At 51.4% G+C, this 15,051-nt stretch carries 18 protein-coding genes and 1 riboswitch; of the genes, 14 read left to right on the top strand and 4 right to left on the bottom strand.

What is annotated here, in order from left to right:
* Window position 1: 1 nt before the first annotated feature.
* The 10 genes from gspG to cysQ are packed head-to-tail and all read left to right on the top strand — an operon-like array spanning window position 2 to window position 6,882.
* Window positions 2–457, top strand: coding sequence for a type II secretion system major pseudopilin GspG (gspG, locus tag BZG78_RS12430; protein WP_033379158.1), 456 nt, complete (start codon window positions 2–4; stop codon window positions 455–457).
* Window position 458: 1 nt separating this feature from the next.
* The gene (gene gspH / locus BZG78_RS12425) at window positions 459–1,007 is read left to right on the top strand and encodes a type II secretion system minor pseudopilin GspH (protein WP_158011803.1); all 549 of its coding nucleotides are present in this window, start codon (window positions 459–461) and stop codon (window positions 1,005–1,007) included.
* A complete protein-coding gene (gspI, locus tag BZG78_RS12420; RefSeq protein WP_077661374.1) occupies window positions 1,007–1,384 on the top strand; it encodes a type II secretion system minor pseudopilin GspI in 378 nt (125 codons plus the stop codon). The genes gspH and gspI overlap by 1 nt, the downstream gene beginning before the upstream one ends.
* The gene (gspJ, locus tag BZG78_RS12415) at window positions 1,368–2,006 is read left to right on the top strand and encodes a type II secretion system minor pseudopilin GspJ (RefSeq protein WP_077661373.1); all 639 of its coding nucleotides are present in this window, start codon (window positions 1,368–1,370) and stop codon (window positions 2,004–2,006) included. The genes gspI and gspJ overlap by 17 nt, the downstream gene beginning before the upstream one ends.
* A complete protein-coding gene (gene gspK / locus BZG78_RS12410; RefSeq protein WP_077661372.1) occupies window positions 2,003–3,007 on the top strand; it encodes a type II secretion system minor pseudopilin GspK in 1,005 nt (334 codons plus the stop codon). Before gspJ ends, gspK begins: the two co-directional genes overlap by 4 nt.
* A complete protein-coding gene (gspL, locus tag BZG78_RS12405) occupies window positions 2,976–4,229 on the top strand; it encodes a type II secretion system protein GspL (RefSeq protein WP_158011802.1) in 1,254 nt (417 codons plus the stop codon). The genes gspK and gspL overlap by 32 nt, the downstream gene beginning before the upstream one ends.
* Window positions 4,226–4,720 carry a type II secretion system protein M gene (locus BZG78_RS12400; RefSeq protein WP_077577218.1) on the top strand — a complete coding sequence of 165 codons (495 nt, stop codon included), beginning with the start codon at window positions 4,226–4,228 and terminating at the stop codon, window positions 4,718–4,720. The genes gspL and BZG78_RS12400 overlap by 4 nt, the downstream gene beginning before the upstream one ends.
* A gap of 4 nt (window positions 4,721–4,724) precedes the next feature.
* Complete coding sequence (locus BZG78_RS12395) at window positions 4,725–5,471, top strand: type II secretion system protein N (RefSeq protein ID WP_077661370.1); 747 nt, start codon at window positions 4,725–4,727, stop codon at window positions 5,469–5,471.
* Between the two features lie 43 nt (window positions 5,472–5,514).
* Window positions 5,515–6,069, top strand: coding sequence for an ADP compounds hydrolase NudE (gene nudE / locus BZG78_RS12390; RefSeq protein ID WP_021022557.1), 555 nt, complete (start codon window positions 5,515–5,517; stop codon window positions 6,067–6,069).
* Between the two features lie 3 nt (window positions 6,070–6,072).
* A complete protein-coding gene (cysQ, locus tag BZG78_RS12385) occupies window positions 6,073–6,882 on the top strand; it encodes a 3'(2'),5'-bisphosphate nucleotidase CysQ (RefSeq protein WP_077661369.1) in 810 nt (269 codons plus the stop codon).
* Window positions 6,883–6,958: 76 nt separating this feature from the next.
* Here the strand turns inward: cysQ and sthA are convergent, their stop codons facing one another.
* A complete protein-coding gene (gene sthA, locus BZG78_RS12380) occupies window positions 6,959–8,377 on the bottom strand; it encodes a Si-specific NAD(P)(+) transhydrogenase (RefSeq protein ID WP_077661368.1) in 1,419 nt (472 codons plus the stop codon).
* A 185-nt stretch (window positions 8,378–8,562) separates the two neighbouring features.
* Between sthA and fabR the strand changes: the two genes are divergently transcribed.
* Entirely contained in the window at window positions 8,563–9,198 is a 636-nt protein-coding gene (fabR, locus tag BZG78_RS12375) for an HTH-type transcriptional repressor FabR (RefSeq protein WP_028569605.1), read from the top strand.
* 12 nt (window positions 9,199–9,210) lie between these two features.
* On the top strand, window positions 9,211–9,594 hold the full coding sequence (locus BZG78_RS12370) for a YijD family membrane protein (protein WP_021022553.1): 384 nt from the start codon (window positions 9,211–9,213) through the stop codon (window positions 9,592–9,594).
* A 73-nt stretch (window positions 9,595–9,667) separates the two neighbouring features.
* Here the strand turns inward: BZG78_RS12370 and trmA are convergent, their stop codons facing one another.
* Entirely contained in the window at window positions 9,668–10,771 is a 1,104-nt protein-coding gene (trmA, locus tag BZG78_RS12365) for a tRNA (uridine(54)-C5)-methyltransferase TrmA (RefSeq protein WP_077661367.1), read from the bottom strand.
* A gap of 122 nt (window positions 10,772–10,893) precedes the next feature.
* Window positions 10,894–11,125: riboswitch (cobalamin riboswitch) on the top strand.
* 31 nt (window positions 11,126–11,156) lie between these two features.
* On the opposite strand from trmA, the gene BZG78_RS12360 reads away from it, so the two are divergent.
* Together BZG78_RS12360 and murI are read left to right on the top strand one after the other, a co-directional pair.
* Window positions 11,157–12,971: a TonB-dependent receptor gene (locus BZG78_RS12360; RefSeq protein ID WP_077661366.1), complete on the top strand. Its 1,815-nt coding sequence runs from the start codon at window positions 11,157–11,159 to the stop codon at window positions 12,969–12,971.
* A gap of 80 nt (window positions 12,972–13,051) precedes the next feature.
* On the top strand, window positions 13,052–13,873 hold the full coding sequence (gene murI / locus BZG78_RS12355; protein WP_077661365.1) for a glutamate racemase: 822 nt from the start codon (window positions 13,052–13,054) through the stop codon (window positions 13,871–13,873).
* On the opposite strand, the gene BZG78_RS12350 is transcribed toward murI, so the two are convergent.
* Window positions 13,827–14,309 carry an RNA-binding protein gene (locus BZG78_RS12350; RefSeq protein WP_077661390.1) on the bottom strand — a complete coding sequence of 161 codons (483 nt, stop codon included), beginning with the start codon at window positions 14,307–14,309 and terminating at the stop codon, window positions 13,827–13,829. The genes murI and BZG78_RS12350 overlap by 47 nt on opposite strands.
* 551 nt (window positions 14,310–14,860) lie before the next feature.
* Window positions 14,861–15,051, bottom strand: a 191-nt coding sequence (locus tag BZG78_RS15530; protein ID WP_206779563.1) for a hypothetical protein, incomplete at its 5' end; no start/stop codon positions are given.

The raw sequence follows: 15,051 nt of genomic DNA, 5'->3' as shown, positions 1-15,051 counted from the left end.
AATGATAAATAAGGAGAACAAGATGCGTCGTCAACACGGTTTTACCCTGCTCGAAGTGATGGTCGTGGTGGTGATTATTGGCTTATTAGCAAGCTTTGTCGCCCCCAATTTGCTCGGTAATAAAGATAAAGCCGCGGTCAAAAAGGCGATTGCTGATGTCAGTGCGCTTGAAAACGCACTGGACATGTACAAACTGGATAACAACCAATATCCCACCACCGATCAAGGCTTAGACGCGTTAGTGAACAAACCACAAAGTGAGCCGGTACCGCGCAGCTATCCGGATCAAGGCTACATTAAGCGCTTGCCACAGGACCCATGGAATAACGATTATCGCTATGTCAGCCCAGGTGAACATGGGGTGATTGATATTTTCTCGTTAGGCGCGGATGGCCAAGAAGGGGGCGACGGTGTCAACCAAGACATCGGCAACTGGAACCTTAACGAGCTGCAATAAGATGCGCCAAGCGGCAGGTTTTACCCTCCTTGAGATCTTACTGGTGGTGGTCATTATCGCTGTCAGTGCCTCTGGTGTGGTGATGGTGTGGCCAGAGCCTGCCGATACCCGCGCGCAAGAAGCGGGGCAAGCGTTACACCAGCGGATGAAGCTCTGGGCCGAGCAAAGCTGGCTCGAGGGGCGAACGTATGGCGTGCGCATCAATGAGCATGATTATCAGCTGTTAACGTTGGGGGAAGACAAGTGGCGCCCCGTACGCAGTGAACGCTGGGCAACCCAAGGGACCTTGCCAGCGCAAAGCCGGTTTTCTCTCACCATGGACGGCTTTGGTTGGCAGCAACAAGACCGCTTGTTCGAAGATAAGCCTCTGTTTGAGAACCTGTTTGATGACGAGGGTGAGCAGCCCGTGGCCCCACCACAGATCTGGTTATTGCCCAATGGTGAACTCACCCCTTTTACCTTACGAATCGACGTAGATGGCCGGGCCGCTTGGCAGCTTAAAGCCAATGAGCTGGCACAGTTTACTTGGCAACGGGTGGAGGACCGCTGATGCATGGCAAGACGCCAAGCCCCCAAAAGGGCATGACTTTGCTTGAGGTATTGGTGGCGGTGGCCATTTTTGCTATTGCGGCGCTCAGTGTCATGAAGGCGACGGGCCAGCATACCCGTTCGCTAGGGCGTTTAGAGCAAAAAACCTTAGCGGCCATGGTGGCGGATAACCAACTTGCTGAAGTCGTGCTCAGGGCTGACGTGCCAGAAAAGACGACGCAAGGGACCACTGAGATGGCCGGTCAGCAATGGCAATGGCAACTTACGCCGGTGGCGACCGAAACCGGCCAACTGCGAGCGGTGGATCTGTCGGTGTCCGCCGCTGAGCAGAGCGATAACCCATTGGTGACCGTGAGGACGTATGTCGAGACGCGCTGAAAAGGGATTTACGTTACTTGAAGTCTTGTTGGCGTTGGTGGTATTTGCCAGTATCAGCCTGACGGCTTATCAAGTGCTACAAACCGTACAACGCAGCAATGTGCAATCGCGTGAAGTCGGCGAAACCTTGCAGCGGTTGCAACGTGCGTTAGTGATCATGGACAGTGACTTTCGTCAAATGGCCGCGCGTCGTCAGCGTATCGACGGTCAAACACCGACCGAGCGACTGCTGATTGCCGGACGCGATGTTCTCCAAAGTGAGGAAATGGGTATGCGTTTTACGCGTACCGGTTGGATTAACCCGCAAGCGCGTTTTCCTCGCGGTGAAGTCGTCGCGGTTGGCTACCGACAACGGGACGGTCACTTAGAGCGCCTGCGTTGGCGTTATCCGGATCAGGCCGCAGGTGATGAGCCAGCGGTGGCCACCTTGCTCAGTGATATCAAAGCGCTCACGTTTCGGTTTTACGTGGAAGGCAATTGGCAAGAAAGCTATAACACGGCCCATGCTTTGCCCAAAGCGGTGCAAGTACGCTTTACTCATCCGCGTTACGGGCGGTTAGTCCGCACGTATTTGCTGGCGGGGCAAACGTTACCCGCGCCGCTGCAGCGGGAGGCACAATGACCCGACAGCGAGGCGCGGCGCTTCTTATCGTGATGATGATCATGGCGCTGATGACAGCGATTGCTGGCAGCATGGCGTCACGATTGTTTACCAATTACCATCGGGCGGAAAACCAGCTCCATTTTCAGCAAGTGTATTGGTACAGCAACGCGGTGGAAGCCCTTGCCTCTGCGGTATTACGCGAGAGTTTATCGGACAGTGATACGGTGAATGTAAACCAGGACTGGGCCCAGTCTGCGCGGACATTTCCGCTTCAAGGTGGCAAAGTTAGTGGTCACTTACAAGATGCGCAAGCCTGCTTTAACTTAAATAGTTTGCAGTTGCGAGGTGCAGCGTTAGGCGGAGAGGTGCCGTATGAAGTGCGCGTACTGCGTGCTTTAATCGGTAGCCAGGTCGACGATAGTTATCAAGCCGATGTGATTGCGCAAGCGAGTCGCGATTATATTGATGAAAATAATCAGCTTGATCAATCGTTAGGCGCGGAAGATGCTCACTACGAGAGTGTCCGTCCCGCTTACGTGACGGCTGATGCCGTGATTGCCGATGTCAGTGAGTGGCGCGCTGTTCGTGGAGTCAACGCTGAGGTCTTTCGTCAGTTATCACCGCAGCTGTGTGCGATTCCCTCTGCGGAGCTGATGGTGAACGTGAACACGTTAACGGACAAACAGGCTGCATTGCTATCGGCGTTGTTTACCCCGGCCCTGTCAGTTGAACAGGCAGAACAGGTACTGACCGAGCGCCCTGATTCGGGTTGGAAAAGTGTCGACGATTTTATCGCTACCCTGACGCTGACTGATTTTGATGAGGCGGCGCGCAAGCAAGTGATGTCGCATTTAAGCGTGACAAGCCATTACTTTTTATTACACGCCGATGTGCACGTGGCCTCAGCCCAACGTCACATCCAGGCATTATTGCACTATCAAGACGACGGCCAAGTATCGGTTTTACGCCGTCGGTTCGGAGGAATGCGTGAGCGAGCGACTGATAATCAGGATCAGTGATGCCAGCCAACCCATTTATTGGGCGCAGGTGCGTACCAGCGATAACCAAGTGATGACGACCGGCACCTGTCAGCAGTTGTCAGCATTAACAGAACAAGCACAGACAAGACGTGTGGTTGTGCTGGTGGACAGTACCTGGCTGACGCTCACTTCGGTGACGTTACCGCCTGGCTCGCGCCGGCAACGAGACAAAGTCGTGCCCTATTTACTGGAAGAAGCATTAGCCGATGAGGTTGAGGCGGTGCATGTCACCCTGCTCGATACCCAAGAAAACACCGCTCAGGTCGCGGTGGTGGCTCATCGGCAGATGCAAGCTTGGCAGCAGGCCCTTGATGCGGCCAATATCCATGCTCGCCAGTGGATCCCGGATGTGTTGTGTTTACCTTGGCAGTCTCAAACGTTGACGCTAGCGCCACTGGCCGATCAGTGGTTGTGCCGCTATCAACCCCATCAAGGTGTGGTTGGGCAGCGCGCATGGCTTGCCTTCTGGGCGCAAGCTTGGTGGCAACAGCCGGGCAATCAAACCGAGGGAGCGCGCGCGGCAGACACCGAGTCATCGACACTCAGCCTGCAGGTGTATGGCGCGCAAGACGCACACACCGAGTCGCCTTTGCCCATCGATGGCTTCCCGGTGCAGTGGCAGCAAAGTGAACCAACTATCAGTGTGTTGGCCGCACAGAGTACCGCGGTGTCTACCAATTTATTATCCGGCCCTTATCGGCCGCAAAGCCAGATGAAGCAGCGATTCAAGCCGCTGATCCCCACCGCCGCGCTATTGGTGATGATGATGGCGTTGTTGGGCGGCGAGCAATGGCTGGCACTTCGTGACACCCAGCAACAGGTGCAAGCGTTACGCTCGCAAAGCGAAGCCTTGTTTCGTGAGACGTTACCACAATACCAACGCATTCCAACCCGCTCGTATATGGTGCGGCAAATGGACGCTGAAATCGCCCGCCTAGCCCGGCAGCAACAGGATTCCGCGCTACTGCCTTGGTTGGCACAATTAGCGCCAATGCTGGATGATGTGCCTGGCCTTGAGCTCCAGGCGCTGCGTTATCAGGGTAATCGAGACGCGTTGATTTTACGCGCCAAAGGTCGAGACTTTGCGCAATTTGAGCGTTTGCGAGGAATATTGAGCGAGCATTATGCGACTGAGCTCGGCCAGCTGAACCGTAGTGGCGACGTAGTCAGTGGCGAGTTTACGTTAAGGAGCCCATCATGATGGCACGCATCCAAGCCCAGTGGCAGGCGATCAGTGTGCGCGAGCAGCGGTTATTACTGATCGCGGGTGGCGTGCTGGTCGTTAGTCTTTTGTACTGGGGAGTTATCGTCCCGCTTCAAACTCAGGCCGAAAAGGCCAATACCGCGCTAGCCAGCGAGCAGCACCTGTTGCGAGACGTTCAACAAAAGCGCACCCAAATCATGCAGCTGCGGGCGCAGTCAGGAAGCGGTCATCAAGCCTCTGCAAGCCGAACACAGCCATTAAACCAAGTCATCGCGGCCAGTGCTGGGGAATTTAACCTCACGATTACGCGCTTACAACCGGGTGAAGATAGCGTGCAGCTTGGGATTGAACCGCTGCCGTTTAACCAACTCCTCCGCTGGTTAGATCAACTGGCGAGTGTACATGGTATTCGCGTAGTGCGTTTAAGCACGGAAGCCACAGAGACGGCCGGCAAAGTTAAGGTGAATCGACTGCAGTTGGAGCGATAAAACAATGTGGAAAAAAGGCTTATTCGGCATAGGGTGTGTGCTTGTCTTTGTGGTCAGTGTTGTGGTGCATGCGCCTGCATCTTTATTACGTCTAGCGCCTTTGCCCGATGTGATACACATCGGTGAAATCGACGGCACGGTTTGGCACGGGCAAGTCGAACAAATACGGTGGCAAAATTATACCCTAGGACCGGTGCAATGGGATGTGCAGTGGCATCGTTTAGTCACCGGCGCGACGTTTGAAGCGGCCATTAAGGTACGTAGCCCTGACGGGTTGCAAGGAAAAGGGAACCTCGGTTTTAACGGCTCGACACTGACGGTGTCACAAACGTTGGTGTCTGCGCCCGCGCAGCTATTAACAGGCGCTATCGCACTGCCCCCAGGCGTTGCGATTGATGGCACACTCGATCTGGTGCTGCGCGATGCCATCTTGGCTGAATCAGGGTGTCAGCAATTGCAAGGGCAAATCCAATGGCAGCATGCAGCATTGCAACTGCCGATGGGGCAGCTAGAAAATATTCCTGCGCAAGCCGCTTTATCCTGCGAAAATCAAGGTATTGCCGCGCACGGTGAGGGGCAGTCGGCGTCTTTAAGCAATAAGTTTTCATTGTCAATTACGCCGTCTGGGCGATACTCTGTATCGGGATGGCTAAAGCCGGGGCCTGACTATCCCGAGCCGATGAAGGCGCCATTATCTTGGTTAGGCGCGCCAGATCAACAAGGCCGCTATCGCTTTTCTTTTCGCGGCTAACAAGGCCTGATTGGCATATCAGCAAAGGGTGGCAAATCACACTATGACGCAGCGTAAACTTCCTCAAATCCTGTCGAAACAGGTCGTCGCCGCTTCTCGTTTGTTTAAGGTGGAGTCGTTAGATCTCACGTTTAGCAATGGCGTTGAACGTACCTATGAGCGGATGAAACCCTCAGGCCGTAATGCGGTAATGATGGTGCCGGTTACCGAGTCAGGCGATCTCTTATTAGTCCGAGAATATGCTGCTGGGACAGAGCGCTATGAATTGGGATTCCCGAAAGGCTTAATTGACCCGGGTGAAGAGGCCGCGCAAGCGGCGGTGCGTGAGCTGAAAGAAGAAATTGGCCAGGGCGCGCGCGAATTGATCCCGTTGAAAGAGGTGGTCCTCGCGCCTTCGTACTTTTCCAGCCGTATGACCTTGATGTTGGCACGTGATTTGTATCCAGAAAGCTTGGAAGGTGATGAACCCGAACCGCTTGAGATCATTCGCTGGCCGTTAGCCCAAGCGGAAGAGTTACTGACCCATGGTGATTTCTGTGAAGCGCGCAGTATTACCGCACTGATGATGGCGCTGAAGTACTTACAAGCGGAGAGGTGAGGCATGGCATTGCCTGAGTTGTTGCCCGATGTGATTGAAATAACCCGCTCAGCGGGCCAGGTTATTCTCGATATTTATCAAGACGGTGATTTTGAAGAGATCACCAAAAGTGATCAAACCCCGGTGACCAGCGCCGATTTAGCTGCCCACAAGCTGATTACGGAAAAACTCACTGCCTTGACGCCGGATATTCCGGTATTGTCGGAAGAAGATTGCGGTGTGCCCTTCAGTGATCGCCAACAATGGCAGCGCTATTGGCTGATTGATCCACTGGATGGTACCCAAGAATTTATCGCTGGCAGTGGCGATTTTGCCACTATTATTGCGCTGGTGGAAAACAACCATCCGGTGATGGGCGTGGTCTATGCGCCTGTATCGGGTGTGACCTATTATGCGTGCCAAGATAAAGGGGCGTGGAAAATCACCCCTGATGGCGATATGCATCGCATCTCGACCATAAAGCGCGACGAAGCGATTACCTCGTTATCCATTGCGATCAGTCGTCGACAAGATATTCATGCGGTGACGGAAAAGTTAGCGCCTGAAATTAATTACGATTTGATCCCTTTGGGCTCAGCCGCACTGAAAGCCTGTTTAGTGGCGGAAGGGGCGGTAGATTGTTATCTGCGTTTAGGACCGACCGGAGAGTGGGACACCGCCGCGACGCAATGCATCGTCGAGCAAGCAGGTGGACGGATCCTCAGCACAGAGCTTGACCCTTTGTCGTATAACGAGCGGGATTCACTGCAAAATCCAAACTTTATTGTTCTTGGTGATGAGTCGCTAGCGTGGTCATCTATTTTATGTCGCTAGAGACACCGCAGGTGTTTGAGAATACAGTCAACGGCACCGCTCTCGGTGCCGTTTTGCATGGATAAGAACAAAGCCGCTAGAACAAGCGATTGAGCCCATTAAGCGCCGCCACCCGATAGGCTTCTGCCATGGTGGGATAATTGAAGGTGGTGTTGACAAAATAATCGATGGTATTTGCCTCACCTTTTTGCTCGAAAATCGCTTGGCCAATGTGAATGATTTCCGAGGCACGTTCACCAAAGCAATGGATGCCAAGGATCTCGCGTGTTTCACGGTGAAACAGTATCTTTAAGCTACCGACATCCATCCCTGCAATTTGTGCTCGTGCTAGGTGTTTAAAAAGCGATCGGCCTACTTCGTAAGGGACTTTCTCTGCAGTGAGCTCCTGCTCGGTTTTCCCCACTGAACTGATCTCCGGAATGGTATAGATCCCAGTTGGAATATGTTCAATCAGGCGCACATTGGCATTGCCTTGGCAGATGGCTTCAGCCACCACACGGCCTTGGTCGTAGGCAGCACTCGCTAAACTTGGATAACCAATGACATCACCGACCGCGTAGATGTGACCGACCTCAGTGGCATAGCTTTCGTTATCGACATCAAGTTGACCGCGAGAATTCGGTGTCAGCCCGACGGATTGAAGATTAAGTTTGTCGGTATTGCCCGCGCGTCCGTTGGCATAGAGCAAACAATCGGCTTTCATTTTTTTGCCTGACTCAAGATGGACGACCACCCCATCTTCCGTGCCTTCAATGTTTGCATAGGTCTCATCGTTACGGATCATGACGCCGCTACTGCCAAAGTGATAGGACAAGGCATCAGAGATTTCGTTATCCAAAAAGGAGAGCAAGCGGTCTCGTGTATTGATTAAATCGACCTTCACCCCTAACCCGCGAAAAATCGAGGCATATTCACTGCCAATGACCCCCGCACCATAAATGATGACATGACGAGGGTCGTGCTCAAGCGACAAAATTGAATCACTGTCGTAAATACGAGGGTGAGCAAAATCAACATCTGCCGGTTGATAAGGGCGAGAGCCGGTGGCTATCACAAAGTGATCAGCCGTGTAGGTATCAGCGCTGCCATCACTATGATGAACCGCTAATGTGTGTGCATCAATAAATGTGGCACTCCCATGTAACAAGGTACATTGGTTGCGGTCGTAAAAGCCTTGGCGCATGCGCGTTTGTTTGCCAATCACTGAATCGGCATGACTTAGAATTTGTGCAAACGTGCTGTGTAGGCTTTTGGTGTTTTGGGTATAAATCGGACTTTGATTAAATTCGATGATCCGGCTAACCGTGTGGCGTAGCGCTTTGGAGGGAATCGTGCCCCAATGGGTACATCCGCCGCCAACCGTGTTTTCGCGCTCAATCACCGCGACGCGTTTGCCTGCTTTTGACAAACCCATCGCGGCCCCTTCACCGCCAGGGCCGCTACCAATAACGATCGCGTCAAAGTGATCTTTTGGGTGGGGACTCGACTTACTCATAGGGCTCAGACCTTATTTTCATTATTGCAACATCCATTTATGACTAGTTTAACGCTTATTATCCGTAAGGTTAACTTTCGGTGCCCAATCTCTGGTGAAATTGGCGTTCGCGCGTGATGTAGGCTGGCTGATTTGCCGATAAAAATTGCGTATAGTGACACCATGGTGACCATGAGTTGGATATGATGGGGATTCGAGCAGAACAAAAAGAAAAAACGCGTCGATCTGTCATTGATGCGGCGTTTAGCCAACTCAGTGCTGAGCGCAGTTTCTCAGGCTTAAGTTTGCGCGAAGTGGCCCGAGAGGCAGGTATAGCGCCGACTTCATTTTATCGTCACTTTAAAGACATGGATGAGCTCGGTTTAACCATGGTCGATGAAGGGGGCTTGTTATTGCGCCAACTGATGCGCCAAGCGCGTCAACGTATCGCTGCGGAAGGCAGTGTGGTACGTACTTCCGTCGAAACCTTTATGGAATTTATTGAAAGTAGTCCGAATGTGTTTCGATTGTTGCTCCGTGAACGGTCAGGTACATCCGCTGCGTTTCGTGCTGCGGTCGCGCGAGAAATTCAACATTTTGTTGCGGAGTTAACCGAGTATTTACAATCGCGCACACAGCTCACGTATGAAGAAGCGTACAATCAATCTGAGGCGTGTGTGATTTTAGTCTTCAATATGGGGGCTGAGGCCCTTGATCTCGACCCGCACGCACGCGCAGAATTGGCGGAGCGAATGGTGTTACAATTGCGCATGATAGCCAAGGGAGCTTACTGGTACCGTAAAGACCGTGAGCGGCGAGCCTTACAGGAAAAACTGTCATAAACAGGTGAAAACATGGAACACGAGCAAGTCAAATCAGAACGTAAATTCTTATTGCTGGCGCTAGTCACTGGCATTTGTGGAAGTGCAACGCTAGCCACCGTCTTTTTCAGTGGCGTGGCGTTTTCGATCTTCCCCATTCTCGCATTTGTACTGGCCGTACATGCTTGTTATCAATTGCATGAACGACAGCCACTGACAGAAGGCACACCGCTGATTGCCTTTGCGTGTTTCCTGGTGGGGGCATTTGGCTATTCCGCCTTTATTCGCATGCAAATACCAGAGCTGGGCGGTAACTTCTTCTCGATTTTGGTCTCAATGGCGTTAGCTTTCTGGATTGGACATAAGTTGGGCTTTTTTAGTCGCAAACAGACTGCAGAGACGGCCTCTGATTCCTAATCACCAGGGTTAAAAACAAAAAAAGGCGTCCCTTTCGCGAGCGACGCCTTTTTTGTTTCTGGCTTTAGCGGTTTTATTGGCGCTCTAACCACACACCCGCTTCGGTATGGTGGGTGAATGGGAATTGATCGAACAGGGCACAACGGCTAATCCGGTGGGTTTGACCTAAGCGTTGTAAATTCTCGACCAAGGTTTCCGGATTGCATGAAATATACAAAATACGATCGTAGCCTTGCACCATTTTGCAGGTTTCATCATCCATGCCCGCGCGGGGTGGATCGACAAAAATGGTGTTGCACTGATAATCACTCAGCGTCACGCCTTGGTCTTGTAAGCGACGGAACTCACGCTCACCATTAATCGCTTGGGTAAACTCTTCAGCTGACATACGAACGATTTGCACGTTATCGATATGATTGGCGGCAATATTGTATTGCGCCGATTGTACCGAAGGTTTGGCAAGCTCGGTGGCTAAGACTCGACGGAAGTTTTTTGCCAGCGCCAGTGAGAAGTTGCCGTTACCGCAATACAGTTCCAGCAAATCGCCCTCGCTATCTCGGGTACAATCAATCGCCCAATCCAGCATTTTTTGCGCCACTGGGCCATTGGGCTGGGTAAAACTGTTTTCAATTTGCTGGTACACCAAGGTTTGGCCATCAGCCTGTACCTTTTCTAATACGTAATCGCGGTCTAGTACCTTTTTTTGCTTACGCGCACGGCCAATCAAGTTGAGGTTAAAGCCTTCATCATTGAGGCGTTGCTTCAGTGTCTGGGCGGCCTGCTCCCACGCTTCATCTAGTTGGCGGTGGTACAGTAACGACACCAAGATCTCGCCACTTTGGGTTGACAAAAAGTCCACTTGGAACAGTTTGCGGCGCAAGGTCTCGTTGGGTTTAATTGCTTCGAGTAAGAGCGGCATCAAGTCGTTGATTAAGCGGCTCGCCACGGGAAAGGTATCAACGCGATATTTTTGTTTAGTCGCCGGGTCAAACATGATGTAGTAAAGATCATCCCCCTCATGCCATACCCGAAATTCCGCGCGCATCCGATAATGCGTCTCTGGCGAATGAAACACTTCGAGCTCAGGCGCGTGAAACGGTGCGAGTTGTTCCGTGAGTCGTTGGACTTTCTCAGCAAGCTGTGTGTCGTAGTCAACGGTTGGTTGGGCCTTGGTCATGATGGCTGCCTCAGCGATTGGAAAATGAGCGCAGATTTTAGACAAATCCCCAGCTATGTCCAGCCTTGCTCACGATTCTCCGTTATTCTATAAGGTTATCAATGGACAATATCCATCTAGATGGCTACTATCCTTGGGCGGGTAAGCGATTAGCGAGCAAACAGGCCGTAATCGCAGGAATGCGGTGAGAATCCGCAACTGACGCGCAGCGGTATCAGAGAACGACCCTAACTCGGCACTAGACCAGACACTGTCGCCAATACTGTTTAACAGTATGCGATGGGAAGTCGTTAGCAGTAGGCGGCGAAAGCCATGCTCTTAAGTCCGAATACAGCCCGCCCCGCAGCACAGTGCTGCATATTCTCGCGATAGGAAGGAATAACCCATGAACAAACCAATTGTGGCGAGCCTGGTGGCGGCGTCATTACTCCCCGCGAGCGCGTGGGCCGAGCAAAATACCGAAACGGTGGTGGTGACCGCCAGTCGGTTTGCGCAGTCCGATGCCTCAGTATTGCAATCCGCAGCCATTTTGACGCGTCAAGACATTGCGCGTTTGCAGGCGCGAAGCCTTGTCGATGTATTGCGCACGGTGCCGAGTGTTGAAATTGCTCAAAACGGAGGTCGTGGCCAACTTGCCTCTATTTTTATGCGCGGCACGGAATCAGACCACTCTTTGGTCCTAATTGATGGGGTGCGTATGGCCTCGTCCATCACAGGGTCGGTGGATTTTAATCAGATCCCGGTGAACAGTATCGAGCGTATTGAGGTTATTCGCGGCGCACGCGCCACACTCTATGGGTCGAGCGCGATCGGCGGTGTGATCAATATCATCACTAAAACCGATAAAGAGCGAGCCAATGTTTCCGTAACCATGGGCAGTTTGGATCATCATGCTGTTAGTGGCACGTGGTCAACAACGTTGGGCGATAAGGGTCACTTCTCTGGTATCGCTGGGTATGAGTCGAATGATGGATACAATGTTCATCCAACGACAAGTAACTTGGGTGATCAGCATGGTTTTACCGGCCGCAATGCACAACTTGGATACAGTCATCGCTGGAATGCATCTTGGTCGGCCGATATCACCGGACGCTGGTACCAGAATGAATACGATTACGATTATTCAGGGAGCTTGAAACATGGCTGGTTAGAAAGCCAAGCACTGGCTGGCACGCTGAATTATCGCTCAGGGGGCTGGAGTGCAACCCTGAGCGGGGAGTTTTCTCAGCGAGATAAGTATGACTACTTTCCTGGCAGTGCGCGTAAGGAGAATAAAAATTCTGATGTGGAGCAAGTCTCTACCTCGTTGGGACTCCAGTATCAAGCTACGGAGGATTGGCTGCTTGGTGGTGGCGTGGATTATCGACACGATACCTTTAATGAAGGAAGCTTGATTACCAATCCCGATGATATTGCAATCAATCCGCGCGATAACCTGGGCACTTACCTTTTAACGCAATTTAGCCCAGTAGAGGCACTATCTATAGAGGCAAGCGCACGGTCGGATGATAACCAACAATACGGGCAGCATACGACGTGGCAGACAAGCGCGGGTTTTGCGGTAGCGGAAGGGTATCAATTGGTCGCTAGCTACGGCACCGCTTTTAAGGCACCCGGTCTGACTGAGCTTTACGGATGGGGCGGCAATGCAACGCTCAAGCCGGAGGAATCGTCCAATACCGAGTTTGCTCTTCGTGGCGTGACGGCTGACGTTGATTGGTCACTTACAGGCTATATCAATCGCATTGATAATCTCATTCAGTATGCAGGTAGTTACCCCAATGGTCAGAACCAAAACGTGGGTGAAGCTAAGATCGAAGGCGTTGAGTTTATTGCTAACTTTGATGTCCACTCTTTAAATAATCGCATATCGTTAGAATATAAAGATCCTAAAAATGAGAAAACAGGCGAGCAGCTCGCACGTCGCGCTAAACGGATAGCGAAGTGGGATGCATCCTACCAATGGGAGCGACTGCAGCTCGGTACTCAGTGGCAGTATCAAAGTGAACGTCTGGATTATCCCGGTGGAAAGATGCTGGGAAGCTATAGTCTGTGGACGGTTACTGCCTCTTATCAGGCGACCGATAACCTGACCGTGAAAGGCAAAGTCGATAATGTGTTCGATAAAGAGTACGAGACTGCGGGGGGTTATCCTGCGGCCGAACGCGGCTACTTTATGACGCTGGACTATCAGTACTAGCGTTTGCTTTTATGGTGAAACTAGCTTTAATCACGCCTTTATCGTTATGATAAGGGCGTTTTTTATTGAATGGGTGTCCCATGGCGCAGCCCAATATATTGATCTTCGACTCCGGTGTGGGGGGCTTATCGATTTATCAGTCGGTGCGAGAGCTGCTTCCTGACGCTAACTACACCTATTTGTTCGATAACGCAGCTTTCCCATACGGTGAGCTGGATGATACCCAACTCATCACTCGTGTGACTGCTTTGGTGAGTACGGTATGTACGCAGCATGATATTGATATCGTCGTCATCGCATGTAATACCGCCTCGACGCTGGTACTGCCGCAGTTACGTGAACAGTTAGCGATTCCGGTTGTCGGCGTGGTGCCGGCGATCAAACCGGCAGCGGCGCAAAGTCAGCATAAAACGATAGGTTTGCTGGCCACACCTGCCACCGTTGCTCGTCCTTATACGAAGCAGTTGATTGCCGATTACGCCAAAGGCTGTCATATGGTGTCGGTAGGTACTACAGCTTTGGTGCATATGGCAGAGCGAAAGTTACGAGGCGAGGCCGTTAATCAAGAAGACTTAACGGCAATCTTAGCGCCGTTTACAGCCACCATCGATACGTTGGTGCTGGGATGCACGCATTTCCCCTTATTGCGAGATGAAATCCAACAAGTATTGGGTGAGTCAGTGTGTTTGATTGATTCAGGCACTGCAATCGCGCGCCGCATCGTCTCACTGACGGCGACACTGAACTTATCCAGTGTTACCGCGACAACATCAGACAATCACGCTTACGCAACGGCAACACCGATTAAGTCTGACGCGCTATCCGACTATATACAGTCGATAGGATTGACGCGCGTTAGCTATTCGCCTGCTTTTTTGGTTCGTTCGCTTCACGGACTTTAAGTGTCCGCTCGCCGTATACATTGTTATTCAGGGCGTTGATGGCATCCTCGGCATGCGCAGCGGCCATCACCACGAAACCAAAGCCTCGACGTTTGCCGGTGCGTTTATCCTTCATCAGCCGAACGGCAAAAACCTCGCCATGTTCGCTAAACAGTGTACGGACATCATTTTCATTGGCGCGATAAGGTAGGTTACCCACATACAAGGTTTTACTCTGAGATGATTCTTCCTCGTCGTTGTTCGCGCTATGTGGTGCAGGGGCATCCTGTGTCGCTGGTTTAAAATCGGGGAGAGGAAGGTAGAGGCAAGCCAGTCCGCTGACGATTGCGCCTGCAGCGAATGCAATGGCAGGTGAACTGACCCCCATCAGGTTGACGATAATGGCGCCGAGTACGGCGATACAGATAATTAGTGCAAAATTGACTGGTGATTTCATAAGCATTATTAAAAATAGAGCAATTAAAAGTGATGACATGAACAACAAATAGGCAATGCATGTCATGAAAAGGACCAAGAAAACAGGCCAGCGTTACCTCTCAGTAAATACCACGTATCAAGAATGTTTCAAAACGCTGGTTATTCATCATTTTAGGTGGATTATTGCCCAGTCGAAATAAAAAACGTAAAAAACCCTTGTCAGTGTGATCTGTGTCGCTATACTACGCCCCACATCGACACGGCACACAGGGCAAGCGCTCAGCGCCATGTTGACGTAAAAAATCAAATAAAAATAAACGCTTGACGTGAGTTTTTAAAAGATTAAGATAGCCGTCCACTTAACGCCAAGCGTTAGGGGAGTCAAAAAGAGGTTTTGTTTCGGCCGTAAGGGTTGAAAATAAAAGATAAAATTTCTTCTTGACTTTAACGGCAAGGCGCGTAAGATACGCAGCCCTGACCAAGCGAAGCGGAGCTTCGCACAGTCAACGCTCTTTAACAATTTGACCTATGCAATCTGTGTGGGCACTCGTTGAGAATAGACAAAAAGATTTATTCGATGAACTGAGTGACCAATACGAAACAACGTTTACGTTGTTCGGCACAGTCAATTCGTTTGTCTCGCAAGAGACGAACAAAACAGTATTTATCGAGCCGTTTGTCTTTTCTTAGGAAAAGCAAACACCAAAACTTTAATTGAAGAGTTTGATCATGGCTCAGATTGAACGCTGGCGGCAGGCCTA

This window comes from Salinivibrio sp. MA351, from assembly GCF_001996065.1.
In the GTDB taxonomy this organism is placed as follows: domain Bacteria; phylum Pseudomonadota; class Gammaproteobacteria; order Enterobacterales; family Vibrionaceae; genus Salinivibrio; species Salinivibrio costicola.
Note: the sequence above shows the minus strand (reverse complement) of the source record. Positions and strands in the feature narration are given on the sequence as shown.